28 protein-coding genes are annotated in these 26,237 nt (G+C 32.4%); 7 read left to right on the top strand and 21 right to left on the bottom strand.

The genetic code is table 11. The features are described from left to right. Positions 1-78 precede the first annotated feature (78 nt). Positions 79-1,353, bottom strand: coding sequence for a kynureninase (gene kynU / locus OIU80_RS07880; RefSeq protein ID WP_264286481.1), 1,275 nt, complete (start codon positions 1,351-1,353; stop codon positions 79-81). 125 nt (positions 1,354-1,478) lie between these two features. On the opposite strand from kynU, the gene OIU80_RS07875 reads away from it, so the two are divergent. Next, a complete protein-coding gene (locus OIU80_RS07875) occupies positions 1,479-2,213 on the top strand; it encodes an SIMPL domain-containing protein (RefSeq protein ID WP_264286480.1) in 735 nt (244 codons plus the stop codon). 66 nt (positions 2,214-2,279) lie between these two features. Here OIU80_RS07875 and queA read toward each other — a convergent pair whose 3' ends face one another. The 14 genes from queA to OIU80_RS07805 form a co-directional block, all read right to left on the bottom strand. Further along, positions 2,280-3,329 carry a tRNA preQ1(34) S-adenosylmethionine ribosyltransferase-isomerase QueA gene (gene queA, locus OIU80_RS07870; protein ID WP_264286479.1) on the bottom strand — a complete coding sequence of 350 codons (1,050 nt, stop codon included), beginning with the start codon at positions 3,327-3,329 and terminating at the stop codon, positions 2,280-2,282. A gap of 128 nt (positions 3,330-3,457) precedes the next feature. Continuing rightward, positions 3,458-4,687, bottom strand: coding sequence for a 3-phosphoshikimate 1-carboxyvinyltransferase (locus tag OIU80_RS07865; protein ID WP_264286478.1), 1,230 nt, complete (start codon positions 4,685-4,687; stop codon positions 3,458-3,460). Between the two features lie 80 nt (positions 4,688-4,767). Beyond that, on the bottom strand, positions 4,768-5,094 hold the full coding sequence (locus OIU80_RS07860; RefSeq protein WP_041518431.1) for a nucleotide pyrophosphohydrolase: 327 nt from the start codon (positions 5,092-5,094) through the stop codon (positions 4,768-4,770). Between the two features lie 26 nt (positions 5,095-5,120). Then, complete coding sequence (dtd, locus tag OIU80_RS07855; protein WP_264286477.1) at positions 5,121-5,573, bottom strand: D-aminoacyl-tRNA deacylase; 453 nt, start codon at positions 5,571-5,573, stop codon at positions 5,121-5,123. Positions 5,574-5,754: 181 nt separating this feature from the next. Beyond that, positions 5,755-6,732 carry a ribosome small subunit-dependent GTPase A gene (gene rsgA, locus OIU80_RS07850; protein WP_264286476.1) on the bottom strand — a complete coding sequence of 326 codons (978 nt, stop codon included), beginning with the start codon at positions 6,730-6,732 and terminating at the stop codon, positions 5,755-5,757. Positions 6,733-6,944: 212 nt separating this feature from the next. Continuing rightward, positions 6,945-8,027, bottom strand: a complete 1,083-nt coding sequence (locus OIU80_RS07845; RefSeq protein ID WP_264286475.1) for a bifunctional 3-deoxy-7-phosphoheptulonate synthase/chorismate mutase type II — start codon at positions 8,025-8,027, stop codon at positions 6,945-6,947. A 12-nt stretch (positions 8,028-8,039) separates the two neighbouring features. Next, on the bottom strand, positions 8,040-8,897 hold the full coding sequence (locus OIU80_RS07840) for a prephenate dehydrogenase (RefSeq protein ID WP_264286474.1): 858 nt from the start codon (positions 8,895-8,897) through the stop codon (positions 8,040-8,042). Positions 8,898-8,981: 84 nt separating this feature from the next. Continuing rightward, positions 8,982-10,127, bottom strand: a complete 1,146-nt coding sequence (locus tag OIU80_RS07835; protein WP_264286473.1) for a pyridoxal phosphate-dependent aminotransferase — start codon at positions 10,125-10,127, stop codon at positions 8,982-8,984. A gap of 87 nt (positions 10,128-10,214) precedes the next feature. Next, complete coding sequence (locus tag OIU80_RS07830; RefSeq protein ID WP_264286472.1) at positions 10,215-11,054, bottom strand: prephenate dehydratase; 840 nt, start codon at positions 11,052-11,054, stop codon at positions 10,215-10,217. Between the two features lie 316 nt (positions 11,055-11,370). Then, a complete protein-coding gene (locus OIU80_RS07825) occupies positions 11,371-11,769 on the bottom strand; it encodes a hypothetical protein (RefSeq protein WP_264286471.1) in 399 nt (132 codons plus the stop codon). Next, the gene (locus OIU80_RS07820) at positions 11,770-12,216 is read right to left on the bottom strand and encodes a Panacea domain-containing protein (protein WP_264286470.1); all 447 of its coding nucleotides are present in this window, start codon (positions 12,214-12,216) and stop codon (positions 11,770-11,772) included. A 243-nt stretch (positions 12,217-12,459) separates the two neighbouring features. Then, entirely contained in the window at positions 12,460-14,874 is a 2,415-nt protein-coding gene (locus OIU80_RS07815) for a ribonucleoside-diphosphate reductase subunit alpha (protein ID WP_264286469.1), read from the bottom strand. Positions 14,875-15,155: 281 nt separating this feature from the next. Then, the gene (locus OIU80_RS07810; protein WP_264286468.1) at positions 15,156-16,145 is read right to left on the bottom strand and encodes a ribonucleotide-diphosphate reductase subunit beta; all 990 of its coding nucleotides are present in this window, start codon (positions 16,143-16,145) and stop codon (positions 15,156-15,158) included. Positions 16,146-16,487: 342 nt separating this feature from the next. Next, positions 16,488-17,057, bottom strand: a complete 570-nt coding sequence (locus OIU80_RS07805; protein ID WP_264286467.1) for a DUF3109 family protein — start codon at positions 17,055-17,057, stop codon at positions 16,488-16,490. Between the two features lie 255 nt (positions 17,058-17,312). On the opposite strand from OIU80_RS07805, the gene OIU80_RS07800 reads away from it, so the two are divergent. The 3 genes from OIU80_RS07800 to OIU80_RS07790 all read left to right on the top strand — a co-directional run bounded on the left by OIU80_RS07800 (position 17,313) and on the right by OIU80_RS07790 (position 18,830). Then, the gene (locus tag OIU80_RS07800) at positions 17,313-17,891 is read left to right on the top strand and encodes a MarC family protein (RefSeq protein WP_264286466.1); all 579 of its coding nucleotides are present in this window, start codon (positions 17,313-17,315) and stop codon (positions 17,889-17,891) included. Positions 17,892-18,018: 127 nt separating this feature from the next. Then, the gene (locus OIU80_RS07795; RefSeq protein WP_264286465.1) at positions 18,019-18,222 is read left to right on the top strand and encodes a hypothetical protein; all 204 of its coding nucleotides are present in this window, start codon (positions 18,019-18,021) and stop codon (positions 18,220-18,222) included. Between the two features lie 2 nt (positions 18,223-18,224). Next, a complete protein-coding gene (locus tag OIU80_RS07790) occupies positions 18,225-18,830 on the top strand; it encodes an NAD(P)/FAD-dependent oxidoreductase (RefSeq protein ID WP_264286464.1) in 606 nt (201 codons plus the stop codon). A 172-nt stretch (positions 18,831-19,002) separates the two neighbouring features. Here the strand turns inward: OIU80_RS07790 and OIU80_RS07785 are convergent, their stop codons facing one another. The 5 genes from OIU80_RS07785 to OIU80_RS07765 form a co-directional block, all read right to left on the bottom strand. Continuing rightward, entirely contained in the window at positions 19,003-19,314 is a 312-nt protein-coding gene (locus OIU80_RS07785; RefSeq protein ID WP_264286463.1) for a hypothetical protein, read from the bottom strand. 41 nt (positions 19,315-19,355) lie between these two features. Further along, positions 19,356-19,721, bottom strand: coding sequence for a nuclear transport factor 2 family protein (locus OIU80_RS07780; RefSeq protein WP_264286462.1), 366 nt, complete (start codon positions 19,719-19,721; stop codon positions 19,356-19,358). A 16-nt stretch (positions 19,722-19,737) separates the two neighbouring features. After that, the gene (locus OIU80_RS07775) at positions 19,738-21,315 is read right to left on the bottom strand and encodes a S41 family peptidase (protein ID WP_264286461.1); all 1,578 of its coding nucleotides are present in this window, start codon (positions 21,313-21,315) and stop codon (positions 19,738-19,740) included. A gap of 81 nt (positions 21,316-21,396) precedes the next feature. Then, entirely contained in the window at positions 21,397-21,828 is a 432-nt protein-coding gene (locus tag OIU80_RS07770; protein WP_264286460.1) for a deoxycytidylate deaminase, read from the bottom strand. Positions 21,829-21,830: 2 nt separating this feature from the next. Continuing rightward, positions 21,831-22,424: a HupE/UreJ family protein gene (locus OIU80_RS07765; RefSeq protein ID WP_264286459.1), complete on the bottom strand. Its 594-nt coding sequence runs from the start codon at positions 22,422-22,424 to the stop codon at positions 21,831-21,833. Between the two features lie 194 nt (positions 22,425-22,618). Between OIU80_RS07765 and OIU80_RS07760 the strand changes: the two genes are divergently transcribed. Continuing rightward, positions 22,619-23,050 (top strand): TerB family tellurite resistance protein, encoded by a 432-nt coding sequence (locus OIU80_RS07760; protein ID WP_264286458.1) that lies wholly within the window; start codon positions 22,619-22,621, stop codon positions 23,048-23,050. Between the two features lie 168 nt (positions 23,051-23,218). Here the strand turns inward: OIU80_RS07760 and fbp are convergent, their stop codons facing one another. Next, positions 23,219-24,226, bottom strand: coding sequence for a class 1 fructose-bisphosphatase (gene fbp, locus OIU80_RS07755; protein WP_264286504.1), 1,008 nt, complete (start codon positions 24,224-24,226; stop codon positions 23,219-23,221). Between the two features lie 174 nt (positions 24,227-24,400). On the opposite strand from fbp, the gene OIU80_RS07750 reads away from it, so the two are divergent. Together OIU80_RS07750 and OIU80_RS07745 are read left to right on the top strand one after the other, a co-directional pair. Then, complete coding sequence (locus OIU80_RS07750) at positions 24,401-24,874, top strand: GNAT family N-acetyltransferase (RefSeq protein WP_264286457.1); 474 nt, start codon at positions 24,401-24,403, stop codon at positions 24,872-24,874. A gap of 31 nt (positions 24,875-24,905) precedes the next feature. Further along, positions 24,906-26,165: an aspartate kinase gene (locus OIU80_RS07745; RefSeq protein ID WP_264286456.1), complete on the top strand. Its 1,260-nt coding sequence runs from the start codon at positions 24,906-24,908 to the stop codon at positions 26,163-26,165. Positions 26,166-26,237: the final 72 nt, after the last annotated feature.

The raw sequence follows: 26,237 nt of genomic DNA, 5'->3' as shown, positions 1-26,237 counted from the left end.
AATTAAACTATGCAAAAAAGTCAGCTAATTCATAACAAGCTGAATTAGCTGACTTTAAATATTTTATTTAAATTTAGATTATTCTAAAATTCCTCTTTTTAAAACTTGTCCAAATTCATACATATCTTCAAAAGAGCAATACAAAGGAACTGGAGCCAAACGAATAACGTTAGGTTCGCGCCAATCAGTAATAACTCCATTTTTCATTAAATAATCGAATAAACTACGCCCTTCTCCATGCAACAACACAGATAATTGTGATGCTCTTTCTTTAGGGTCAGTTGGAGTAATAACCTCAAAATTCCCTTTTACCTCTTTATCTATTTCATGTAAGATAAACTCAAGATAAGCTGTTATTTTATCTCTTTTGGTAATCAAAGCATCCATTCCTACTTCATCAAACATTTCTACCGATGCTAAATAAGGCGCTAAAGAAAGTATCGGTAAATTACTTATTTGCCAACCGTCTGCTCCATGTACTGGATCAAAATTAGGTTCCATTTTAAAACGACGTTCTTTATTATGTCCCCACCAACCTGCAAAACGAGGTAAATCTGGATTATTATGATGCTTTTCGTGTACAAAACAACCAGATGCATTTCCTGGTCCTGAATTCATGTACTTATAACTACACCAAGCTGCAAAATCTACATTCCAATCGTGCAATTCTAATTTTATATTTCCTGCTGCATGAGCTAAATCCCAACCTACTTTAGCTCCTACTTTTTGTCCAGCTGCAGTAATCGTCTTCATATCAAAAACTTGTCCTGTGTAATAATTAACTCCACCAATTAATACCAAAGCCAATTGATCTCCAACTTCTTCAATTTTTGCCAAAACATCTTCTAATCGGATATTGTGTTCTCCTTCGCGACGCTTAATTTCTACAATAGCATCTTCTGTCTTATAGCCATGAAAATGTACTTGACTTTGAAACATATATTGATCTGATGGAAATGCTTTTTCTTCGCAAATAATCTTATATCTAGTTGCTGTTGGTCTATAAAAAGAAACCATCAATAAGTGAAGATTAACTGTTAATGTATTCATCACAGTAACTTCACTTGGCAAAGCGCCCACAATTTTACTAAGCGGATTAGCAAAACGTTCTTGGTAATCCCACCACGGTTTTTCGGCATAAAAATGCCCTTCAACGGCTAGATTTGCCCAATCTGTCATTACTTCATCAACGTATGATTTTGTACGTTTAGGTTGTAATCCTAAAGAATTTCCTGTAAAATAAATAACCTTTTTATTATTCACTTCAGGAAAAATAAATTCGTCTTGGTATTTACGCAATATATCTTGTGAATCAAGTTTTTGTGCAAATTCACGGGTGTTTTCGAAAGTCATTGTTAAAGTTTTGTTTGGTAAATGTAGAAAAAAAAGGGCTAAGACAAAAGGAGAAAGGTATAAGCCTATGTTAAAAATAAATACAATTAATTCGATATATTTGATTTAATTTAAAATTACATGCCATGTTGAAACATAATTTAAATATCATTATCCTTTCTTTAGCGGTGGTTATCTCTGCTTATTTATTTTCTAATGCATTTCAAAATAGAAATAAAGGTAGCGACACTATTAGCGTTACTGGTTTAGGAAAAACAGATTTTGTTTCTGATTTAATTGTTTGGAGTGGCTCGTTTTCTAAAAAGAGCCTTACCTTAAAAGAAGCCTATGCTTCATTAGATAATGATCGAGATAAAATAAAAAATTATTTAAATAGTAAAGGAATCCAAAATTCAGAAATGGTTTTTTCGGCTGTGAATTTCAATAAGGATTTTGATACTTCTTATAATGAAAACGGAACTCCAAAACAGCAAATTTTCACAGGATTTACATTAACACAAAATGTAACCATCCAATCTAAAGAAGTAAATAAAATTGAGGAAATTTCCAGACAATCTAGTGAGCTAATAAATTCCGGAGTCGAATTCTATTCTAATCCTCCTGAATATTATTACACCAAACTAGCGGAACTCAAAATAAAAATGATTGCTGAGGCAACTAAAGATGCTAGTTCCAGAGCCAAAAGCATTGCCGAAAATGCAGATGCTACTTTAGGAAGATTAAAAAAATCTGACATGGGTGTTTTTCAAATAACTGGACAAAATTCATCTGAAGATTTTTCTTATGGAGGTTCTTTTAATACAACTTCTAAAAATAAAACTGCTAATATTACAGTGAAACTGGTATATCAGGTTAATTAAATTAAAAAAAAAATCTCGCTATTATTTTAATAGCGAGATTTATGAATTAACCTTATTGTATATTTCTTAGATAATAAGCATTGCATCACCATAAGAGTAGAATTTATATTCTTCTTTTATAGCTTCGTCATATGCTCTTTTCATTAAATCATGTCCGCAAAACGCAGAAATCATCATTAATAATGTTGATTTTGGTGTATGGAAATTTGTAATCATACAGTTTGCAATACTAAAATCATGAGGAGGGAAAATAAATTTATTTGTCCAACCTTCAAAAGGATTTAATGTGTTTTGTGATGAAACTGAACTTTCAATAGCACGCATTGAAGTTGTTCCTACTGCACAAATACGTTTCTTGTTTGCTTTTGCATTATTAACAATATCACAAGCTTCCTGAGTAATAATTAACTCTTCAGAATCCATTTTGTGTTTTGATAAATCTTCAACCTCAACAGGATTAAAAGTTCCTAAACCTACGTGAAGTGTTACTTCTGCAAAGTTTACTCCTTTAATTTCTAATTTTTTCAAAAGGTGCTTCGAGAAATGCAATCCAGCAGTTGGCGCTGCAACAGCTCCTTCTTCTTTAGCATATATCGTTTGATATCTTTCTGCATCTTCTGGAGTTACATCTCTACTGATGTATTTAGGGATTGGAGTTTCTCCAAGTTCTGTTAATTTATTTCTGAATTCTTCATAAGAACCATCATAAAGGAAGCGTAATGTTCTACCACGAGAAGTAGTATTATCTATAACCTCAGCAACCAACGAATCGTCATCACCAAAGTATAATTTATTTCCGATACGGATTTTACGAGCTGGATCAACCAAAACATCCCAAAGACGTTGCTCTGAATTAAGTTCTCTTAATAAGAAAACTTCAATTCTTGCTCCAGTTTTTTCTTTGTTTCCATACAAACGTGCAGGAAAAACTTTAGTATTATTTAAAATAAGAACATCACCATCATCAAAGTAATTGATTACATCTTTGAACATTTTGTGCTCTATAGTTTGTTTTTTACGATCAATTACCATCAAACGAGACTCATCTCTGTTTTCAGCTGGAAATTCAGCTAAAAGTTCTTTTGGTAAATTAAATTGAAAATGAGATAATTTCATGTAGTCTATTTATTTAGAGTGCAAATATACGATTGTGAGATAGGCGTTGTCAAGTCTTTTGGCTTTTATTTAGTTTAAAATTGTAAACTTCAAATTTTTTTCGTGATTTTAGCCGTAAACATTGATTATTACGCAACTATTTCTGTTGTCTCAAATCCTAAATTTGTTAAATCTTTCCAAAAATCTGGGTAAGATTTAGAAACCACCCCTGCATCTTCTATAATTATTGGTACTTTTAATGCTAGTGGAGCAAATGCCATTGCCATACGATGGTCGTTGTATGTAGCAATTTTCACATTTGGATTAATCTCATTTGTAGCAACAAGCGTTAAACTATCATTAGTAACCAAAATATCAGCTCCTAATTTAGTTAGCTCAATTCTTAAAGCTTCAAGTCTATCTGTTTCTTTAATTTTTAAAGTATGTAAACCTGTTAAATGACAGCCTATTCCTAAACCTAGACAAGTAACTACAATAGTTTGCGCAATGTCTGGAGTATTGTTCAGTTCAAAATTTACTGTTTCAAATTTAAAATCAGACTGTTTAACCAAAGTCATTTTATTATCCTGAAATGTAGTTTGAACTCCCATTTTATCATAAAGTGATACCAATGCTGAATCCCCTTGTAAACTATTTTCTTTGTAGCTACTAAGTGTAATTGAGGCCGTATCGGCAAGAGCTACCAAACTAAAAAAATATGAAGCTGAACTCCAATCAGACTCTACAACCATTTCTTTTGTAACTACCTCTGCTTTTGGATATACTTTGATTACATTTCCTTCAAAACTAGTTTTAATTTCTAAATCATTAAGCAAAGCCAAAGTCATTTTTATATAAGGTATAGAAGTAATCTCTCCCTCTAATGTAAGCTCTAAACCATTTTCTAATTTAGGCGCCACAAGCAATAATGCCGAGATATATTGACTACTCACATTGGCTGCTAATGTAACTTTTGAAGCTGTTATTTTCTTTCCTTTAATACGAATTGGAGGATATCCTTCGTCTTTTAGATATGAGATCTCCACTCCTAGCTGAGCCAAAGCTTCAACAAGAATCTTTATAGGTCGTTCTTGCATTCTGCTTGAACCTGTCATTACAACTTCTCTCCCTTCATTAACAGCAAAATATGCTGTTAAAAAACGCATTGCTGTTCCTGCATGATGAATATCTACTATTTCTTCATTACCTAGTAATGCTTTTTGCATTACTTCACTATCATCTGAATTAGATGTGTTTGCCAAACTAATATTCGGAAACAAAGCTTTTAACAATAACAATCGATTGGTTTCGCTTTTTGAGCCAGTTACTGCAATTTGTCCTTGTAAATTAGCTTGTGATGTTTTTAATAGTAAATTCATTGTAGGGTGATTATTTTATGCGTTTTGGCAAATTTATTTTAAAAAAAGGATACTCCAAAGCTTTGCTCTAACTTATCACATTATTTTAGTTTATCGTTGTTTTTATGACGGTCTTTGTCCCGAATAGATTTCAAATCCATTTTCTTATCAAAAGCTGCCTGAAGATCAATTCCTGTTTGATTTGCTAAGCATAAAACCACAAAAACCACATCAGCTAATTCTTCACCGAGGTCTTTATTCTTATCACTTTCTTTTTCTGATTGTTCTCCGTAACGACGTGCAATAATTCTGGCTACTTCCCCTACCTCTTCTGTAAGTTGAGCCATATTTGTTAATTCGTTAAAATAGCGAACTCCGTGTTCTTTTATCCAAGTATCAACATCTAGTTGGGCGTTTTTTAAATCCATTTTTATATTCTTTTAAGAAGTAAATTTTACTCTCTATTCTTACTATCCATTATTATTGTCACAGGACCGTCATTTAACAGGCTGATTTTCATATCTGCACCAAAAATTCCAGTCTGAATTTTATTTCCAAATTCCTTCTCCAAAGTAGCTACAAAATTTTCATAAAGTGGAATTGCAATATCGGGTTTTGACGCTTTTATGTATGAAGGACGATTTCCTTTTTTAGTACCAGCATGAAGTGTAAACTGGCTTACGGCAATGATTTCTCCTTGAACATCCTGAACCGAGCAGTTCATGACATCATTTTCGTCGTTAAAAATTCTGATTTTGGTTATTTTTCCAGCCAACCAATCAATATCTTCTTGTGTATCGGCATCCTCAATCCCAACAAAAACAAGTAACCCTTTTTGGATATCGGCTACTTTATTACCATCAACCACTACCGAAGCTGAAGAAACTCTTTGAAGAACAACTCTCAAGATAATGGTGAATTATAAATTATAAATTGTGAATTCATTACGTTGATACATTTTGTTTAGTAGCAATTAATATAGAAGCTAAAATTTTATTTATTTCTACAATATCAAATTTTATAGATTTAAATCGTGTTTCATTTAAATAATCTGACTGAAATAACAATTAACCATTCACAATTAATAATTATTTCCTCGTTTCATCACTGGCAGCGCGATCTTCGTTATGAATATCTGTACGGTAATGCTCGTCTTCGCCTTCTAAGATTTTAAGATAACTATTATAACGTGACCAAGCAATTTCATCTCTTTCCAGAGCAGCTTTTATGGCACAATGAGGTTCATCTTTATGCAAGCAGTTATTAAATTTACACTGATCTTTCAATTTAAAAAATTCAGGAAAATAACCGCTAACTTCTTCTTTTTCCATATCAACAATACCAAAACCTTTAATCCCTGGTGTATCAATAATACGTGCACCAAAAGACAAGTCAAACATTTCTGCAAATGTTGTTGTATGCTGTCCTTGTTTACTCGCTGTAGAAATCATTTTCGTTTTTAGATGCAAGCTAGGCTCCATCGCATTTACAAGAGTTGATTTACCAACCCCTGAATGCCCCGAGAACATCGTTACCTTACCAATCATCATTCCTTTTAATTCCTCAACACCTTTCCCTTCTGTAGACGAAATACGCAAACATTTATATCCTATTTGCTCATATACGTACTGCATATACAATTGCTCATCAAGCGTGGCTTCATCAAAAGTATCAATTTTATTAAAAATCAAAATAGTTTCAATACCATATGCCTCGGCTGTAACCAAGAAACGGTCGATAAAATTAAATGTTGTTGGCGGATTATTAATTGTTACTAATAAAAATACACAATCAATATTAGATGCAATAATATGCATCTGATGAGATAAATTCACGGATTTACGAACGATATAATTCTTTCTTTCATGAATATTATGAATTGTTCCTGTCACTATATCCGAACTTTCTTCGAGCTCATAATCCACAACGTCGCCTACAGCTATAGGATTGGTACTCTTAATGCCTTTCATCCTAAACTTTCCTTTCATTCTACACTCTATAAAATCACCACTTTCGGATTTTACGGTGTACCAACTCCCTGTAGATTTGTAAACGGTTCCTGTCATACTGCAAAGATAAAATTTTGTTTCAGCTTTAAAGTTTAAAGTTCAAAGTTTTTGACCTCAAGTATAAATTAAAAAATCTCCACCACTTTCTTAAAAGCGATGGAGATTCTATTTTCGAGAATTATTAACCATTTAAGTACTATAAATACATTTAAGTTTAATGCTTACAAATCCTTATATGAACTTATACCACTTATATGATTCAAAACAAATTATGCGTTAAGAATTCTTTCTTGGTGACTAATACTTTCTTGGTGAATTGCTTTAAACATTTTAAGTACAAATTCTTCCGACAATCCCTTTTTCTCACCTTCTAGAATCATTTTTCCTAAAATTTCGTTCCAACGGTTGTTTTGAAGAATAGCAACGTTTGCATCTTTTTTCACCTGACCAATTTCGTCTGCAACTTTCATACGTTTTCCTAATAAATCTAATAAATTAGCATCTAGAACATCGATATTAGCTCTTAATTTCGACATTTTCTGGCTATATTCATCTGTTTTATCATCAGTCTTTCTTACTCTCAAATCTTTGAAAATTTGTTTCAAAGCATCTGGTGTAACTTGTTGTGCAGCATCACTCCAAGCATTATCAGGATCAGTATGAGTTTCGATAATCATACCATCATAATTTAAATCCAAAGCTTCTTGCGTCACTTCAAGAATCATTTTACGGTCTCCTGTAATATGAGATGGATCAATGATTAAAGGTAAATCAGGGAATTTATTTTGTAATTCGATAGCAATCTGCCATTCTGGAATGTTTCTGTATTTTGTTTTTTCGTAAGTCGAAAATCCTCTGTGTATTACCCCTAGTTTTTCGATTCCGGCCATGTGCAAACGTTCAACACCACCTAACCACAAAGATAAATCTGGGTTTACTGGGTTTTTAATCAAAACGATCTTATCTGTTCCTTTAAGAGTATCCGCAATTTCCTGAACTGCAAATGGATTTGCTGTTGTACGAGCTCCAACCCATAAAACATCAATATCATGCTCTAAAGCCAATTTACAATGAGCAGCAGTTGCAACTTCTGTTCCCATTAATAAACCAGTTTCTTTTTTAGCTTTTTGCAACCATTTCAAACCAATTTCACCTACACCTTCAAATCCTCCTGGACGCGTTCTTGGTTTCCAGATTCCTGCTCTGAATATACTCACATCAGAATTTTTTAATTCATGTGCAATTTTCAACACCTGCTCTTCAGTTTCAGCACTACAAGGTCCTGCTATTACTAGTGGATGATCTAATTTGAATGCCTCTAACCAATTTCTCATTTCTTTCTTATTTTCCATCTTTTCTTTAGTTTATTTTTTAATAGTAATTCCGTTTAATATTTCTTTTATTTTATTCACACTTTCCATTTCCTCATAAATGGCATTATAATCATCTGCAACCAGTAAATCTTTAAACTGGGTAAGATTTAATATATATTCTTCCAGGGTTTCAATCACCTGTTTTTTATTTTGTTTAAAAATTGGTGTCCACATTGCTGGTGAACTTTTTGCCAAACGAACGGTACTTTCAAATCCACTTCCCGCCATATCAAAAATATCTTGTTCGTCTTTCTCCTTATTAATAACTGTCTTTCCAAGCATAAACGAACTTATATGAGACAAATGCGATACATAAGCAATATGCTTATCATGCGATGTTGGATCCATATATCGTATGCGCATTCCTATTGCTGTAAAAAGCTGTAAAGCCTTTTCCTGTAATTTAAAAGTAGTTTTTTCTACCTCACAAATAATATTCGTTTTACCTTTAAAAAGTCCTTTTATTGCTGCTGAAGGTCCAGAGAATTCTGTTCCTGCAATTGGATGTGTTGCTATAAAATTTCTTCTTCTCGGATGATCTTCTACTGCTTCACAAATTGGCTTTTTGGTAGAACCTACTTCAAAAACTATTGTCTTTTCACCAATTACATCCAGAACTTTAGGTAAAACGGTAAGCGCAACATCTACAGGAACCGAAACAATCACAAAATCAGCAGTTCCCAAATCATCAAAAGTCGACGCTTTATCAATAACTCCTAAGGCAATTGCTTCTTGCAGATGTGCCTCGTTATTATCAATTCCGTAAATAGTAGCTTCAGGATATAATTCTTTGATATCTAAAACCATTGAACCACCTATCAACCCTATTCCTATTACGTGTATATTCATTTTTTATTTTTTATTTGAAGCTTCCCGATAACTATCGGGACGTGCTCCCTGACTGTATCTTTTCATTTTTAACAACTTTTAGATTTAAAATCTATCTATTGCTTCTTGTATTTTTTCTTCTTTAACACAAAGCGCAAACCTTATGTATCCTTCTCCATTACTACCAAAAATGGTTCCTGGTGTAATAAAAATATGTTTCTCATATAATATCTGGTCGATAAAATCTTCTGCCGATGCTATACCTTCTGGTAATTTTGCCCAAACAAATAATCCAACTCCCTCAGCATATACTTTACAACCCAATTTTTCGGCTAGCTTATTGGTAAGTTCACGACGGCGTCTGTAAATCACATTCTGCTCTTCAAACCATGATTCACCACAATTTAATGCTGCAATTGCTCCTTTCTGGATTCCGTAGAACATACCACTATCCATATTACTTTTCACTTTCAAAACTGCATCAATTACTGCAGGATTTCCTAAAACCATTCCAACTCTCCATCCTGCCATATTAAAGGTCTTACTCAATGAATTCAGTTCTAATGCTACATCTTTTGCCCCATCTACCTGCAACAAACTCATTGGTTTATCATTCAAAACAAAACTATACGGATTATCATTAATCAATAAAATATTATGTTTTTTAGCAAAAGCAACCAATTTTTCAAATAACTCCAAACTTCCTCTTGCTCCTGTTGGCATGTGAGGATAACCCAACCACATAATCTTTACTTTTGAAAGATCTAATTTTTCTAAGGCTTCAAAATCTGGCTCCCAATTAGTATTTTCTTTCAAATCATAATAAACTGGAACTGCTCCAACCAAATTGGTTACCGAAGTATATGTTGGATATCCTGGATTCGGAATCAAAACATGATCTCCTTCATTTAGGAAAGCCAATGAAATATGCATAATTCCTTCTTTAGATCCCATCAATGGCAAAATCTCATTAGCTGGATTTAAGGCAACACCATAATTATTCTGATAAAAATCGGCCATTCCTTTTCTCAATTCTGGCAATCCCTGATAACTTTGATATTGATGTGCATTCTCATCTTGCATTGCCGAAACTATTGCTTCGATAACTGCTTTAGAAGGATTTAAATCTGGACTTCCAATTCCCATATTGATAATTGGCTTGCCTTCTGATTGTAGTTGTCTTACTTCTCTAAGCTTTGAAGAAAAGTAGTATTCCTCTACGACATCTAATCTTTTTGCTGTTGTAATCATGGTTCTATTTTATAATTTTTAGCTTTAGGCTTTGAGCCGAAAGCTTTATGCTTTTCTTTTGACTTTCTAACTTTCGATTTTCTGATCTTATGACCCGCTTAAAGGTTTGGTATTTTTATATTCTCCCAAAACTTTAAAATACTCAGCCATTATTTCTGTTAATCGTTTTGCTTTTGCATAATCTTCGTAATCTTCAAAAGTTACATCTACGAAAAACGAATATTTCCAAGGTGTTTCTATTTTTGGCAACGATTGAATCTTTGTTAAATTCAGTTTACAATCGCTCATTACGTTTAAAACTGCTGCCAGACTTCCTCTTTTATGATTTAATTCGAATTTAATCGATGCTCTGTTGATTTCAGTTGTAGGTAAAAAAGAATTCTCTTTCTTGATAATCACAAAACGGGTCATATTGTTTTTGATTGTCTGAATTTCTGGTGCCAGAATCTCTAAATCATACATCACCGAAGCTGTTTTACTTGCTATTGCTGCGATACCTTTTAATTGTTTCTCCTGGATTCTTCTTGCTGTTTCGGCAGTATCTTTATCCTCTACTAATTTAATATTTGGATATTTTTTTAGGAAATCCATACATTGTAATAGTGCCATTGGGTGCGAATGAACTTCTGTAATATCTTCTATTTTTTGGCCTTTTAGCGCCATTAAATTCTGATGAATATTTAAATAATGCTCCCCAATTATGTGTAAATTGTTCTTATCTATCAACGCATAATTCGGAATAATTGGTCCCGCAATCGAGTTTTCGATAGCCATTACAGCCTGATCTGATTTTCCTGAAAGTACGCTGTCAATTAATTCTTCGAATGACAAACATTCGTCAATATCCACATTTTCAGAGAAATACTCATTCACTACCTGATGGTGAAATGAACCTTTAATACCTTGTATTGCAATTTTTGTTGTCATATACTCAAAAAAAAATCCTGATTTGCATCAGGATTGTATATTAGTTTTATTTGTCTTTTAAATTTTCTCAAATAACCATAGCACAATCCTCACTTCTACTAAAGAAGAAATAAAAAGAGTTGCTAAAATAAAAACGGTTGCTTGACATTTTGTTTGTGTTTTTCAATAAATTCTTTGCGAATGTATAAATTATTTTTACCGCACCAAAAAAAATAATGCTTTTTATGAAACAAAAAAGGATTTCTTAACAAATAAGCTCAATTTTGTAAGATAATTAAATAAATCGGCCTTAAAATGCGATTTAACTAATTACCAATTAGTGATTATAGATGTCTCCAAACTTCTCTTCCAAGAATATTATATGAAAAACATTCTGATTTCTTAAACCTAAAAAAGGTCTATTATCCCCATTTGCTCTAAAAACGATTAAATCAGTTACATCTGGTGAAACAAATTTAGGTAAATCTGGTTTTATTTGTCCAACAGGTATTTTTTCGGTTCCAAAACCATGTTTTTGGGCCACATTTATCTGATTCCAAGTAAGATTAGACAGCTTTTTTAATCTCTCTATAAAATCAGCATAAAACTTAAAATCTTTATTTGGTTCTGTCTGCAAATACTTGAAACAAAAAATTGGATAGTTTAATTCGGTATTATTTTGATTAGGAACAGTTATTTTACTTTCCTTAATATCTCTCTTTTTAATTTTCCCCATCTACTCGATGATTTGAGTTTTAAAATACTCTCTCAGCAAATCATAAGAAATTTCTCCTTGAGGGTTTTCATGAAAAATTTTCTTCCATGGCAATTCTGCATGTGTCATTTCCATCAACTTTATGGTAGAAAATTGTCCAAATTCGGCCATTACTTCCTTAAACAATTCATTTTCTTCCTCAGTCAATTCAATAATTTGTACATCTTCATTTAGAGTGATGGCACCTGAACCAAAATCTTTAAAATGGTTAAACATATCCTTCACAACAGGACCATATTGCCAAGCTTCAAATTCTTCTTCAAATAATTTCTTATCATATACTGCAATAAAAAAACCCTGCATATAATAAAGTATTTTTTGCAGTTTTAAATTTGAAATAATTTCTCCCTGACTAGCGTCTGTATGTGCAATAATTTTATGTGCAATTTGTAAAACCGGATAACTCATTACTATTCTTTTTTACAAATTTAAACAATTATTTTCTTCCATTTATAGAGTACAATTATTTCATAATTTTTTGCTGTAAAACAATATCCTACAAAGAAATCCATCTAATAACACTTCTCACAATCTTTTATTACGAAGAATAACCAGACTGAGTAAAAAACAAAAGCAGCTATCATTACGATAACTGCTTTCTATTAAATTAAGAACAAATCTATTCTCTCTGCTCTATTTTATTTCTTCTAATTAACTTCCACACATTTCACAATCATCTGGACCTGCAGCTTGAGCTTTTAATAGCATTGCTTTATAATCCTCTACGTTTATTGGCTCTACTTCTGGAGCTAAAACTGTAACTGATGCTTTAGCTACTGGTGCAATTTCTTCTTTTTTATCGTTGTTTAATGTAAATTTAATTGCATCTACAGCCGATTTTGTTCTCAAGTAATACATTCCTGTTTTTAAACCTGATTGCCATGCATAGAAATGCATTGATGTAAGTTTAGAATAGTTTGCATCTTGCATAAACAAGTTTAATGATTGCGACTGGTCAATAAAATAACCTCTTTGACGCGACATATCTAAAATATCTTTCATAGACATTTCCCAAACTGTTTTATACAATTCTTTAAGATCAACTGGAATTCCATCAATATTTTGAACTGATCCGTTATGACGCATGATCTCTTGCTTCAATGTTTCGTTCCACAAACCTCTTTCTACTAAATCATGAAGTAAATGTTTATTTACTACGATGAATTCTCCTGAAAGCGTTCTTCTTGTATAGATATTTGAAGTATATGGTTCAAAAGCTTCGTTGTTTCCTAAAATCTGAGAAGTAGATGCTGTAGGCATTGGTGCAACTAATAAAGAGTTACGAACACCGTGCTCTACAACTTCCTTACGCAATGAAGCCCAATCCCAACGTCCTGACAATTCTTCATCTTTCATTCCCCACATATTGTATTGGAATTCTCCTTTTGACATTGGAGATCCTTCAAATGTAGAATATGCCCCTTCAACTTTAGCTAATTCCATAGATGAAGTTACTGCAGCAAAATACAATGTTTCAAAAATTTCTTGATTTAATTGTTTTGCATCATCACTTGTAAATGGCATTCTTAACATAATAAAAGCATCTGCAAGTCCTTGAACTCCTAAACCAATTGGTCTATGACGCACATTAGAATTTTCTGCTTCTTTTACTGGATAATAATTTCTATCAATTACTTTATTTAAGTTGAATGTTACACGTTTGGTAACATCAAATAATTTTTGGTGATTAAACTTTCCATTCTCAACAAACATTGGCAATGATATTGAAGCCAAGTTACAAACTGCAACTTCATCCGGAGATGTATATTCAATAATTTCAGTACATAAGTTTGATGAACGGATTGTTCCCAAATTCTTTTGGTTTGATTTACGGTTTGCTGCATCTTTATACAACATGTACGGAAGTCCAGTTTCTACTTGAGATTCAAGGATTTTTTCCCATATTTCTCTTGCCTTAATTGTTTTTCTTCCTTTTCCAGCTGCCTCATAACTTAAATACAAAGCGTCGAATTCTTCACTGTGTACATCTGATAATCCTGGACATTCATTAGGACACATTAAAGTCCAAGTTGTATCTTCCTGAACTCTTCTCATGAATAAATCTGGAATCCACATTCCAAGAAATAAATCACGCGTTCTCATTTCTTCCTTACCATGATTTTTTCTCAAATCAAGGAAATCAAAAATATCAGCATGCCAAGGCTCTATGTACATCGCAAAGCTACCTTTACGTTTTCCTCCACCCTGATCTACATAACGAGCTGTCATATCATATACACGCAGCATCGGAACAATTCCATTAGAAGTTCCATTAGTTCCACTGATATAAGATCCAGTTGCTCTAACATTGTGTATTGCTAAACCAATTCCTCCAGCAGACTGTGAAATTTTGGCTGTTTGTTTTAATGTATCATAGATTCCATCAATACTATCATCTTTCATTGTTAATAAGAAACAAGATGACATTTGAGGTTTCGGTGTTCCCGCATTAAACAATGTTGGTGTCGCGTGAGTAAAGAATTTTTTAGACATTAATTCATACGTTTCAATCGCAGACTCAATATCATCTTTATGAATTCCTATAGAAACACGCATCAACATATGTTGTGGTCTCTCAACAATTTTCCCGTTTATTTTTAATAAATAAGAACGTTCTAAAGTTTTAAATCCAAAATAATCATAATTAAAATCACGGTTATAGATAATTGTTGAATCCAGTACCTGTGAGTTTTTCTTAATTACTTCATAAACATCATCTGCTAACAATGGCGCCTCTTTACCTGTTCTTGGGTTAACATAATTATACATGTCTGACATCGTCTCTGAGAAAGATTTTGTCGTATTAGAATGTAAATTAGAAACGGCGATACGAGCAGCTAATTGTGCATAATCTGGATGCGCAATAGTCATAGAAGCAGCAGTTTCTGCAGCAAGATTATCCAATTCCGAAGTCGAAACTCCATCATACAATCCCTCAATAACGCGCATGGCTACCTTAACAGGATCTACAAGTTCATTTAACCCGTAACACAATTTTTTGATTCTGTCTGTAATCTTATCAAACATTACTGGCTCTTTACGTCCATCTCTCTTTATTACATACATAAGCTTACTTTTTTATTGTTATTGAAAAAATGAAAGACACTGAAATAACGAATTCCAGCACTTAAACATTGTGTGTTTTATTTTTAATTTCGGAATTAGTAGCTTTCCAATAGTTAGCCTCTCCTCAATCTAATATATAGATCAAAAATTAGTCAATAATACCTTTGAATCTTCGATTTGGGAAAAGAGATTCAATCTTTAAATTGTTTTGTTATAGAAACCTTCGTTTCTTAATTTTTTTATTTTAGCGTCGTGGTAATCACTAAAACTTACTTTGTTGTCTAAAAATCTGCATCAAAGCTAATTTTCTGAGAATCACTATCTCCGCCTGAGCTACTATTCATAACTCCTGCTTTTTGATATTCTGAAACTCTTTTTTCAAAGAAATTAGTTTTCCCTTGAAGCGAAATCATATCCATAAAGTCAAATGGATTTGATGAGCCATAAACACGTTCGCAACCTAACTCAACAAGTAATCTATCGGCAACAAATTCTAAATATTGTGTCATTAAAACTGCGTTCATACCAATTAAACTTACCGGAAGAGATTCTGTAACAAATTCTCTTTCTATGTCTAAAGCATCAACAATAATTTCTTTAATTCTATCTTTTGGAACTTTGTTTATTAAATGGTGATTGTGTAAATGCACTGCAAAATCACAGTGAACTCCTTCGTCACGAGAAATTAATTCGTTTGAGAATGTTAAACCTGGCATTAAACCACGTTTTTTCAACCAGAAAATAGAGCAAAAAGCACCTGAGAAAAATATTCCTTCAACTGCAGCAAATGCTATTAAACGCTCAGCAAACGAATCAGATTCAATCCATTTTAATGCCCAATTCGCTTTCTTTGCAATAGCAGGAAAAACATCTAATGCATTAAATAACTGATCTTTTTCAGCTTCATCTTTTACATAAGTATCAATAAGCAGCGAATATGTTTCGCTATGAATATTTTCCATCATGATTTGAAAACCATAGAAAAATTTAGCTTCAGCATATTGTACTTCGTTTACAAAGTTCTCAGCAAGATTTTCATTTACGATTCCATCTGATGCAGCAAAGAATGCTAATATATGTTTAACGAAGTATCTTTCATCATCCGACAACTTGTTGTTCCAATCATTCAAGTCTTGATGCAAATCAATTTCTTCAGCAGTCCAAAAACTCGCTTCCATCTTTTTGTACCAATCCCAAATATCATGATGTTTAATTGGAAAAATTACGAAACGGTTCTTATTTTCTTGTAAAATTGGTTCGACTTGTGACATTATTGTTGTGTTTTATTTTAAATAATTTCAATGAATTTTCATCCATTTCTGTAGACTACAAAGATTGTCATTTGTTGGCTAAAATAAAAGCCAAACTTATTCACAATCGGCTCTAGTTTTTAACAAAGGTGCAAAAACAGAATAATTTTCATACAATTATCAACTTTCTGAAAATGAATCAGTTAAAACTACTCAAATTCACTCAACAACCGTAACCTATAAGGTTTTTTAAATAAAATACAAGACTTTTTTATAAATTTTAAAAATCTTTTTCAGCAATCATTTGGAAGATTTTTTATTACAATCTCAGATTGATTTTAATTATGAAAAACAGATTAATTTTTAAGAGCGCTTCAAATCTTCTGCAACTTTATCAAGCTCCATATACCAATCTTCTCCAAACTTGCGAATTAACGCTTCTTTGACAAATTTATAAACTGGAACCTCAAGCTCCTGACCCAAAGAACAGGCCGCATCGCAAATATCCCACTTATCATAATTAACGGCTGCAAATTCAGTGAAGTCTTTTACTCTAATTGGATATAAATGACATGACACTGGTTTTTTCCAGCTTACGATTCCTTGATTGTATGCTTGTTCGATACCGCAAAGTGCAGTTTTTCCATCAAAAATTACATATGCACAATCCTTATTATCTATTAATGGTGTTTCGAGATCACCATCAGTACCTTTAATCCAAGTTCCCTGTGCTTCAATTGCAGCAATTCCTTCTTTTCGCAAAAAAGGCTTTACTTTTGGATAAATTTCTTCCAAAATCTTTGTCTCCTCCTCACTTAAGGGAGCTCCAGCGTCTCCATCAACACAGCAAGCGCCTTTACAAGCAGATAAATTACAAACAAATTCTTTTTCAAGAATATCCTCAGAAATAATAGTTTTTCCTAATTGAAACATGATAATAGAGTACTGAATTATAAAGTGCAAAGATAGTCAATCTATTTCGATGCCCACCAGATAAATTGAATCAAAAAAACAGACTTTAATTCCACTCAATAGATTAGCCAAATAAAACTACACTTTGTTACAAACATCACGCAAGAGTCATTAAAACATATTTTTATAACAAAAAATCACAGATTAACGTCAAAATGTTAAAAAAAGCTATTTATTTTTTACCTTTACCCACGTTTAACTCCTAAATAAAAACATATGTTAGAAATAGACTTAAAAGAAATAATTACTGTTGGAATGGTACTCTTTGCTGTAATTGATATCGTTGGTTCTATTCCTATTATTGTTAACCTAAGATCTAAGGTTGGACACATCGAATCCGAAAAGGCTTCGATAGTTGCTGGATTGATAATGATTATCTTTCTATTTATTGGAGAAGGATTCCTGAAAATAATTGGTATCGATGTACATTCTTTTGCGGTAGCTGGATCTTTTGTGTTATTTTTTCTTGCTCTAGAAATGATACTTGGAATCCATATATATCGTGATGAAGAAGCAAGCTCTGCCTCTATCGTGCCTCTAGCTTTTCCTTTAATTGCTGGAGCAGGAACCATGACAACATTACTTTCGCTACGTTCACAATTTCACACTATAAATATTGTAATTGCTATTATCCTCAATATAACCCTTGTATATGTTGTTTTAAAATCATCTTCAAAAATTGAAAAAATGCTAGGAAAAAACGGACTTGGCGTGGTTAGAAAGACATTTGGAGTTGTACTTTTGGCTATTGCTGTTAAATTATTCGCAGCTAATGTTAAAGGTTTGTTTGTCTAAAATTAATTTTCATAAATTTACCCACTAGAAATACTTAAAAGCCGAAATACTCGTTTGCGGAACAACCACAAATAACATTTCATTTTTAATTATTTCTTTTAATCATTTAGAAATAAATAGTTATCCTATGAAAATTTTTACTTCCATATTAGTGCTTTTAGCATTAGCTTTGATTATTTTCAATATTACTTTGCTTGACTTTCAAAATCCTCTACAAGGAGATAGCATGGTAGCGTTTATTGGAATAGCAGCTGCGTTTTGTGCCGTACTAATTCTTTTAATTTTTAGAATTTCTAAAAAGATAGAAGAAAAAATGAACGATCAACAATAAGTATGTTTGACGTTTTGATTATTGGCGGAGGCGTATCAAGTATGTCCTGTGCACTTGTCCTTGGATCTGCACAAAACAAACCTTTTGTAATTGATAAAAAAATTGGGGTTTTTACGCATCAAAAAAACTCTTCTCTTCAAGAGGCTCTTTTCAATAATGCTTACGGGATTACTCCTGGAAAATTAGGCTCTGAATTGCTATCGGAAAGTACCGAACATTTAAGCCAAGAATATCCTCATATTGAACAAATACCAAACGAGAAAGTAATAAAGATTGAAGGTGAATATCCTGAATTTTTAATTACTACCAACAAAAACACATACAAAACTAAAATAATAGTTGTAGGGATTGGTTCTGCGAATACTTTTGCTATCGAAGGCTTGACACAATACATTGAGCCTCATAAAAAAGCGCTACCCGAAAAACAACGAATTCAGTTAAAAAACATCGATCACAAAGTCACTGAAGGTATTTATGTTATTGGCACTCTGGCTGGCTGGAGAAGTCAACTTGCAATTGCCGCAGGAAGTGGTGCTGCCGTTGCAACCGATATCTTAACGGTATGGAATAATGGCGTACAAACTCATGCGCACGATAGTACTCGATAACTTTTTAAAACATTAGTTTTTTTTTATTTTACCCATTAAGAGATTAAAAAAAGTTAAGCTTCAGACACTTTATAAACTTAATCTTTTAGTAGTAAAAAAGAAAAACCATTAGACTAAGCTCAATAAACTTAATGTCTTAATGGTTCAAAAATCTTAATGTTTTAGCATTAACTTATTTTACAGAAACAATTTCTTTTACTTTTATATGCTTCTCTGTGTCGGTTTTCCAGATTTCTCCTTTTAAGGAAACCTCATCTCCTTCTTTTAATTTCTTATAGTTTTCAGGACCGCCCACATTTACAATACTAATTGTAGCATAATAAATTTCGTTTTTCTCGGTCTTAACTTTTGCAGTATATCCGTCTTTACCAAACTCTATCGATACAACTTTTCCTGAAATCACGTTCTTATCCTTCATACATGCACAAGAAATCACAAAAGCCATTAAGACTAATAGAAAACTTATTCTTTTTAGATTTTTCATTTATTTATTCTTTAACCGCGAAGTTTGTAAGCCAGTATAACTTATTTTAATTGCACACAGCTTCCTGCAATAACTCTTAGATTCTCATCAAATTGCTTCCAAACTCTACTATATCTAAAAATACCATCTAAGGGTTCATTATTATATTCCCCTCTTAACAAAATAGTAACTCCCACAACAGCAGTATCATCAATTACACTAATAATTTGATCTGAAGCTTCTAATACTTCGATTTTTATTTTACCTGAACGATACTGATCTAAATCGAACTCCTTAGTGATTGTTTGTCCATCTGGTAAATTAAACAGTAAATCATCGTGAAGAAATTTTTCTAAAGCTAAAACATCTGCATTTTTGATCGCAGTTAATAGCTCGATTTCAGCATTTACAATAGTATTTATTTCCATTTTAAAAAAATTAGAATTATTTTTTCTGATTTAAAACTGCCTTAATCATTGCATCATTTTTAAGAATCACATCATAGTAATAAATTTCACCATACAATTGTCTGGCAAATTCAGCTGTAATATAACGATTAATGATCGCTTTATTTTTTTCTAATTTCAAATCTAAGCCATTCTTAAAAAGATACTTCTGAAAAGATTTAAAATAATCATCTGTTGACTGCATTTTTGCGATAAATTCTTGGTAATTTAACCCTGTAAATGCTTTACGATTTTTATCCAATTGTTCGAAAACAAAATGTCCAACAATTCCCGTTTGCAACAAATAAGCTGAGCCTTCACTACCATGCTCTATTTCGATAGGCACAAAAACATCTGGCACAATACCACCTCCACCATAAACAATTTTACCCTTTGGTGTCTTATATTTTAATGTATCAATAACTTTAATACTATCCTTACTATATAATTCTCCGTTGTTAAAACGTGAATCCGACTCTTTAAAGTAGTCTTCGTTTCCATGACTATATGGCTTCTGGATAGAGCGCCCTGTTGGTGTGTAATATCTAGCAACCGTTAATCGAACTGCTGATCCATCATTAAAATCCATTTCGCGCTGAACCAATCCTTTTCCAAAAGAACGACGACCTATTATGTTTCCTCTATCGTTATCCTGAATTGCCCCTGCTAAAATTTCACTAGCCGAAGCACTATTCTCATTAATTAATACAGATACTTTTCCAGACTCAAAACTTCCGCTTCCAGTAGCATACGTCTTTTCAGTTTCTCCATTCTTATTTTTTGTAAAAACAATAAGCTGCTTATCTTTCAGAAATTCATCTGCAATTGCAACAGCTTCTTCCATATAGCCTCCTCCATTATCTCGAAGATCTATAATAAGTGACTGAATTCCCTTTTGCTTTAACTTCGTTAAACCTGATTTAAATTCGGCATAAGTTGTTTCGGCGAAACGATTTATCTTTATATATCCAGTGTTTTTATCCAATAACATCGAAACATCAACACTTTTTATAGGAATAATGTCTCTTTTTATTTTAACTTTTAATTTCTTTTGTTCTGATTTTCGATAAACAGTAAGCTCTACCTCTGTTCCTCTTTTTCCTTTTAATTTAGCAAACAAGCTATCTGACGGAAGTTTTCGCCCGAATAATTTGGTCTTTCCTACATATAAAATCCTATCTCCAGCCTGAATTCCTGCTTTTGCCGAAGGGCCATTTTCTATTGGTTTTATTATTGCAACCGAATCTTTATACATATAAAAATTCACCCCAATTCCAACAAAATCACCTTTCATACTTTCGGCAACTTCTGCTTGTTCACTTGGCGGAATATAAACGGAATGAGGGTCTAATTTTGACAAAATATTATCGACCGTAAGATTAACTATAGAATCTGTATTTATACTATCTACATACTCATTATTAATGAAATCAATTAATTTGTTGAGTTTATTTTTAGAGTTATTTTTAGCTAAGAACTGATCCTGTGCCGGAGTGCTTAATAAGCTTCCAAGTACAGTTCCCAGAGCTAAAGCTGCTCCAATAACTATTGGCAAATATTTTGTATTGAATTTCATATGTAGCTAATATTTATTTTATGAGAATATACTATTGTTATTCTTCATAGCAACCCTATATTTTGAAATTACTGCAAGCTTCTACTCTTCTAATACAGGAATATTCACGACCTCTACACCTGCCTTTATTAAAAACTGGATTCCAGCATCATCACGATATCCATTTTGATAGACTACTCTTTTTATCCCCGATTGATGAATTAATTTACTACATTCTTTACAAGGTGAGAGTGTTATATACAAGGTTGCTCCTTCGCAAGACTGGGTTGACCTTGCTACTTTTAAAATAGCGTTGGCTTCGGCATGCAGAACATCCCATCTCGTTAATCCTTCTTCATCCTCGCAACAATTCCCAAATCCTGTTGGCGTACCATTATAACCATCAGAAATAATCATCCGATCCTTTACGATAATTGCACCAACTTGCTTACGCTTGCAATACGACAACATGCTCCATTCTTTTGCAATTCGCAAATAAGCTTTGTCGTATCTATTTAATTTTTCTTTTTCCATTTTTATCTACTCCATATTTCGCTCTCAATAACCATCGGGATTACAACTCCTATTATAAAAGCCGACATAGCCAAAGTCCAATCACGTTTTGAAAAACGGAAAATTGTTTGAACAATATATGAGATTATTAAAACTACAAAAACTACAATAATTTGAGCTGCCTCAATCCCTAATGCAAATTCTCCCAAGGGCAATAATTTTGATGTTGGACTACCTCCTAATATTGTTCTGAAATAATTAGAGAATCCTAAACCATGAATTATCCCAAAGAAAAGTGTTATAAAAAACACTAAATTAATACTCTCCGTTTTAGATGATTTCCCTGCTGTAAAAAAATTAAAAAAAGCAGTTATTAAAATGGTTATCGGAATTAAAAATTCGACGATATTTACTTTAATAGTAACTATTCCATAAACTGATAGCAGTAAAGCCAATGTGTGACCAACAGTAAAAATAGTTACAAGCAATAAAATTCTTTTCCAATCCTTAAATGAATAAGGAATAGTTAAAGCCATTAAAAACATTACGTGATCGTATGCATGAATATCTAGAACGTGTTTTAATCCTATTTGAAAATAAATCCAAAAATCTGACATGGGTATTTTAATTTAAAATTGATAAAGGGTGTGTAAACTTACGATTAATTTTGAAAATGGTAGATTGCTATTCTAAAATCATTAAATAAAAATAAGTTAAAATTACAGTTTTTGCAATTATAAAAATTATGAGAAAATTAAAATTAATAATTTAAAAATAGATTTATCTTTGTGATACAAAAAACCAATTAATTATGTCATTTTCAGATTTATTTGATAGCGAATTTAAACTAAGAAATAAAGGTCATTTTTCGGCTATTGTTCGCGTAGCTCTTGCAGACGGAAAAACAAATCAAGAAGAAAAAGCTTTTTTAGACAAGTTAGCTTCTAGATTAGAAATTTCGGACGAAGAGTATAAAGAGATTCTTGCAGATCCATTCAAGCACCCTATAAATGCGCCTTATTTGTATTCACAACGTTTAGAGCGTTTATACGATTTGGCTCGTATGGTACACGTAGATCACCACATGGGAGACAGTCAGGAAATCATGCTAAGAAGACTTGGACTTGCACTAGGATTTACTCCTGGAAACGTAAACTACATTATTGCAAAAGCACTTTCGTTAGTAGATAAAAAAGTAGATTTAGATACTTTTACTTTCGAAATGCAAAATATGAATAAATAAAAAAGGTTGCAGTCGCCGTATTCAGTTTTCAAACTGGTACTTAAAACTGACACTGGTACTTAAAAAAGTCTACAGTCATAGTTTACAGTTTTCAAACTGAAACTGAACACTGAAACTGGTACTTAAAAAATAAAACCCGACTTTTTCAAGTCGGGTTTTATTTTTTTATTATTTTGCATTAAGCATAAACTCTTCTGCTTTTTCGACCATATTATAGCTTCCACAAAAGAACGGAACGCGTTGGTGCAATTCGGTTGGATTAATCTCCATGATTCTATTAAAACCATCAGATGCTTTTCCTCCAGCTTGCTCGGCTACAAATGCCATTGGATTACATTCATACAACAAACGAAGCTTCCCTTTTGGTGCCTTGCTACTTGTTGGATACAAATAAATACCTCCTTTAATCATGTTTCGATGAAAATCAGAAACTAAACTTCCGATATATCTCGAAGTATAAGGTCTGTCATCTTCTTCATGCTGACAATACTTAATATAATCCTTTACTCCTTGCGGGAAATGAACATAGTTTCCTTCATTTACAGAATAAATATTTCCATCTTTTGAATATTTCATATTTGGGTGTGACAAATAAAATGTTCCAATTGCAGGATTTAAGGTAAATCCATTTACACCATGCCCTGTTGTATAAACCAACATTGTCGAAGTTCCGTAAATTACATATCCTGCCGCAACTTGGTTAACTCCTGGTTGTAAAAAATCCTCAAGTGTAACTGGTGTTCCTATTGGCGTAATTCTTCTATAAACTGAAAAAATAGTTCCCACAGAAACATTCACATCAATATTAGACGAACCATCAAGTGGATCCATCAAAACCACATATTTATTATTATGGCTATTATCACTTCCTTGTACAGTAATGAAATCATCATTTTCTTCTGAAGCGATTCCGCAAACAATCTCACGATTAATTAAGGTTTGAATAAAAACCTCATTTGCATACACATCTAGTTTTTGCTGATCTTCTCCTTGTATGTTTTGCTCTCCAGCTGCACCAACGATGTCAACTAAACCCGCTTTGTTTACTTTATAATTAACGACTTTGGCCGCCAATCGTATAGAGTTGATAATTCGGGAAAGCTCTCCCGACGAATACTGAAATGCTTTTTGGTTCTCAATAATAAACTCTCCTAGTGTTTTATTGCGTTCTTCCATTATACTATATCGTTGTAGATTTTTTTTTGAAGTCACAAATATCGCCTTTTTTGTGAAATTGATTTAAAAATTATTTAGTTAGTTTGTCCGTATTGTATATTTGTTAATCAAAAGCAATAATCAAGTTCGAAAAAACCATTATTTTAGATATAAATACATTAATAATAAGAATTTATGAATATTAGAAAAGGAAACCCTGATGATATGAAAGCTGTTTTAGGCTTGATTCAGGAACTAGCCATATTCGAAAATGAACCAGATGCAGTTTTGGTTACGGAGAGCGATTTAGTTCGTGATGGCTTTGGAGAAAATCCTCTTTTTCATGTATTTGTAGCCGAGGTAGATGCCGAAATAGTTGGAATCGCCTTATACTATTACCGATTCTCAACCTGGAAAGGCAAAACAATACATTTAGAAGATTTAATTGTTAAAGATAAAATGCGCGGATCTGGTTTAGGAATGGCATTATACTCCAAAATAATGGAGCAGGCAAAAAAAGATAAAGTAAGAAGAGTCGAATGGAATGTACTCGATTGGAATACTCCTGCAGTTAAATTCTATGAAAAATCTGGAGCCAAAGTCTTCGATGAATGGCGTGTTGTTCAAATGGATGAAGCTGGAATTAATACTTTTTTAGAGAAAAAATAAAAATTTAAGACACAATATATAATAATAAATAATGAGAGTATTCAAATTTGGTGGTGCCTCAGTGAAAGATGCTGAAGGAATTAAAAACGTATATGACGTTTTACAAAAAGTAGGTTATGAAGATGTATTGCTTGTAGTTTCGGCTATGGGAAAAACCACAAACGCTCTAGAAGTTGTAATAAAGAATTATTTTGAAAAATCGGGCGAGTTAAATGCATCTGTTCAAGAAGTAAAAAAATACCACAACCAGATATTGCTGGATTTATTCGAGAATGAAAAACATGAAGTTTTTACTGCTGTAAATGCGTTCTTTTCGGAATTAGAATATTTTCTTGCCCATAATAAATCGCCTAACTATAACTTTGTTTATGATCAAATTGTAAGTTTTGGAGAATTAATTTCGACTACTATTTTAAGTCATTTCATGAATTTCATGGGTGTTCAGACCCAATGGATTGATGTACGTAACTTCATAAAAACTAACGCAACTTACAGAGATGCTGAAGTAGATTGGGAGTTAACCCAAAAAAATATTGGTAAAAATGTAAAGCGAAATATGCTGAACATAACTCAAGGTTTTTTAGGTGCCGATGAAAACAACTTCACAACAACTTTGGGCCGTGAAGGTTCTGACTACACTGCTGCTATTTTTGCTTATTGCTTAAATGCCGAAAGTGTTACCATTTGGAAAGACGTTCCTGGAGTAATGAATGCTGACCCTCGTTATTTTGAAAATGCAAGCTTGCTTAATCAAATTTCATATCGTGAGGCTATCGAATTGGCCTTTTACGGAGCAACGGTTATTCATCCAAAAACATTACAGCCTTTACAGAAAAAAGAGATTCCGCTATATGTAAAATCATTTATCAACCCATTGTTAAAAGGAACAAGCGTTTCTAAGGGTGTTGATTTAGAACCTTATTTACCTTGTTTTATTGTAAAGAGAAACCAACTTCTAATTTCACTTTCTTCAATAGATTTTTCTTTTATTATGGAAGAAAATATCAGTGAGATTTTTGCCTTATTCCACGAGTTTAAAATAAAAGTTAATTTAATTCAAAACTCAGCGATTAGTTTTTCTGTTTGTGTAGAAGATAAATTTGAAAATTTCAATGACTTGAATGCTATACTTTCGAAAAAATTTAAAGTTGATTTTAGCGAAAATGTTACCTTATATACTATTCGTCATTTTGATGATAAAGCAGCCGAAGCCGTTGAAGAAAACAAAGTAGTTTTACTAAAACAAGTAAGCCGCGAAACCATGCAAGTGGTAACAAAAGACTTGAATTAGTTTTCTTTAAAAAAGTTAATTACAAAATTCCCATAATAAGAAAGGCTTCACTTAAAAAAAGTGAAGCCTTTC

The sequence above is a fragment of the Flavobacterium frigoritolerans genome (assembly GCF_025847275.1).
GTDB classification, from domain to species: Bacteria; Bacteroidota; Bacteroidia; order Flavobacteriales; family Flavobacteriaceae; genus Flavobacterium; species Flavobacterium frigoritolerans.
The sequence above is the reverse complement of the archived record's forward strand: the minus strand, read 5'-3'. Positions and strand labels throughout refer to the sequence as shown.

Bases quoted from the DNA above. Each gene is read 5' to 3' on its own strand.
- kynU (WP_264286481.1), bottom strand. From the start codon at position 1,353: ATGACTTTCGAAAACACCCGTGAATTTGCACAAAAACTTGATTCACAA.
- OIU80_RS07875 (WP_264286480.1), top strand. From the start codon at position 1,479: ATGTTGAAACATAATTTAAATATCATTATCCTTTCTTTAGCGGTGGTT.
- queA (WP_264286479.1), bottom strand. From the start codon at position 3,329: ATGAAATTATCTCATTTTCAATTTAATTTACCAAAAGAACTTTTAGCT.
- OIU80_RS07865 (WP_264286478.1), bottom strand. From the start codon at position 4,687: ATGAATTTACTATTAAAAACATCACAAGCTAATTTACAAGGACAAATT.
- OIU80_RS07860 (WP_041518431.1), bottom strand. From the start codon at position 5,094: ATGGATTTAAAAAACGCCCAACTAGATGTTGATACTTGGATAAAAGAA.
- rsgA (WP_264286476.1), bottom strand. From the start codon at position 6,732: ATGACAGGAACCGTTTACAAATCTACAGGGAGTTGGTACACCGTAAAA.
- OIU80_RS07845 (WP_264286475.1), bottom strand. From the start codon at position 8,027: ATGGAAAATAAGAAAGAAATGAGAAATTGGTTAGAGGCATTCAAATTA.
- OIU80_RS07840 (WP_264286474.1), bottom strand. From the start codon at position 8,897: ATGAATATACACGTAATAGGAATAGGGTTGATAGGTGGTTCAATGGTT.
- OIU80_RS07835 (WP_264286473.1), bottom strand. From the start codon at position 10,127: ATGATTACAACAGCAAAAAGATTAGATGTCGTAGAGGAATACTACTTT.
- OIU80_RS07830 (WP_264286472.1), bottom strand. From the start codon at position 11,054: ATGACAACAAAAATTGCAATACAAGGTATTAAAGGTTCATTTCACCAT.
- OIU80_RS07825 (WP_264286471.1), bottom strand. From the start codon at position 11,769: ATGGGGAAAATTAAAAAGAGAGATATTAAGGAAAGTAAAATAACTGTT.
- OIU80_RS07820 (WP_264286470.1), bottom strand. From the start codon at position 12,216: ATGAGTTATCCGGTTTTACAAATTGCACATAAAATTATTGCACATACA.
- OIU80_RS07815 (WP_264286469.1), bottom strand. From the start codon at position 14,874: ATGTATGTAATAAAGAGAGATGGACGTAAAGAGCCAGTAATGTTTGAT.
- OIU80_RS07810 (WP_264286468.1), bottom strand. From the start codon at position 16,145: ATGTCACAAGTCGAACCAATTTTACAAGAAAATAAGAACCGTTTCGTA.
- OIU80_RS07805 (WP_264286467.1), bottom strand. From the start codon at position 17,057: ATGTTTCAATTAGGAAAAACTATTATTTCTGAGGATATTCTTGAAAAA.
- OIU80_RS07800 (WP_264286466.1), top strand. From the start codon at position 17,313: ATGTTAGAAATAGACTTAAAAGAAATAATTACTGTTGGAATGGTACTC.
- OIU80_RS07795 (WP_264286465.1), top strand. From the start codon at position 18,019: ATGAAAATTTTTACTTCCATATTAGTGCTTTTAGCATTAGCTTTGATT.
- OIU80_RS07790 (WP_264286464.1), top strand. From the start codon at position 18,225: ATGTTTGACGTTTTGATTATTGGCGGAGGCGTATCAAGTATGTCCTGT.
- OIU80_RS07785 (WP_264286463.1), bottom strand. From the start codon at position 19,314: ATGAAAAATCTAAAAAGAATAAGTTTTCTATTAGTCTTAATGGCTTTT.
- OIU80_RS07780 (WP_264286462.1), bottom strand. From the start codon at position 19,721: ATGGAAATAAATACTATTGTAAATGCTGAAATCGAGCTATTAACTGCG.
- OIU80_RS07775 (WP_264286461.1), bottom strand. From the start codon at position 21,315: ATGAAATTCAATACAAAATATTTGCCAATAGTTATTGGAGCAGCTTTA.
- OIU80_RS07770 (WP_264286460.1), bottom strand. From the start codon at position 21,828: ATGGAAAAAGAAAAATTAAATAGATACGACAAAGCTTATTTGCGAATT.
- OIU80_RS07765 (WP_264286459.1), bottom strand. From the start codon at position 22,424: ATGTCAGATTTTTGGATTTATTTTCAAATAGGATTAAAACACGTTCTA.
- OIU80_RS07760 (WP_264286458.1), top strand. From the start codon at position 22,619: ATGTCATTTTCAGATTTATTTGATAGCGAATTTAAACTAAGAAATAAA.
- fbp (WP_264286504.1), bottom strand. From the start codon at position 24,226: ATGGAAGAACGCAATAAAACACTAGGAGAGTTTATTATTGAGAACCAA.
- OIU80_RS07750 (WP_264286457.1), top strand. From the start codon at position 24,401: ATGAATATTAGAAAAGGAAACCCTGATGATATGAAAGCTGTTTTAGGC.
- OIU80_RS07745 (WP_264286456.1), top strand. From the start codon at position 24,906: ATGAGAGTATTCAAATTTGGTGGTGCCTCAGTGAAAGATGCTGAAGGA.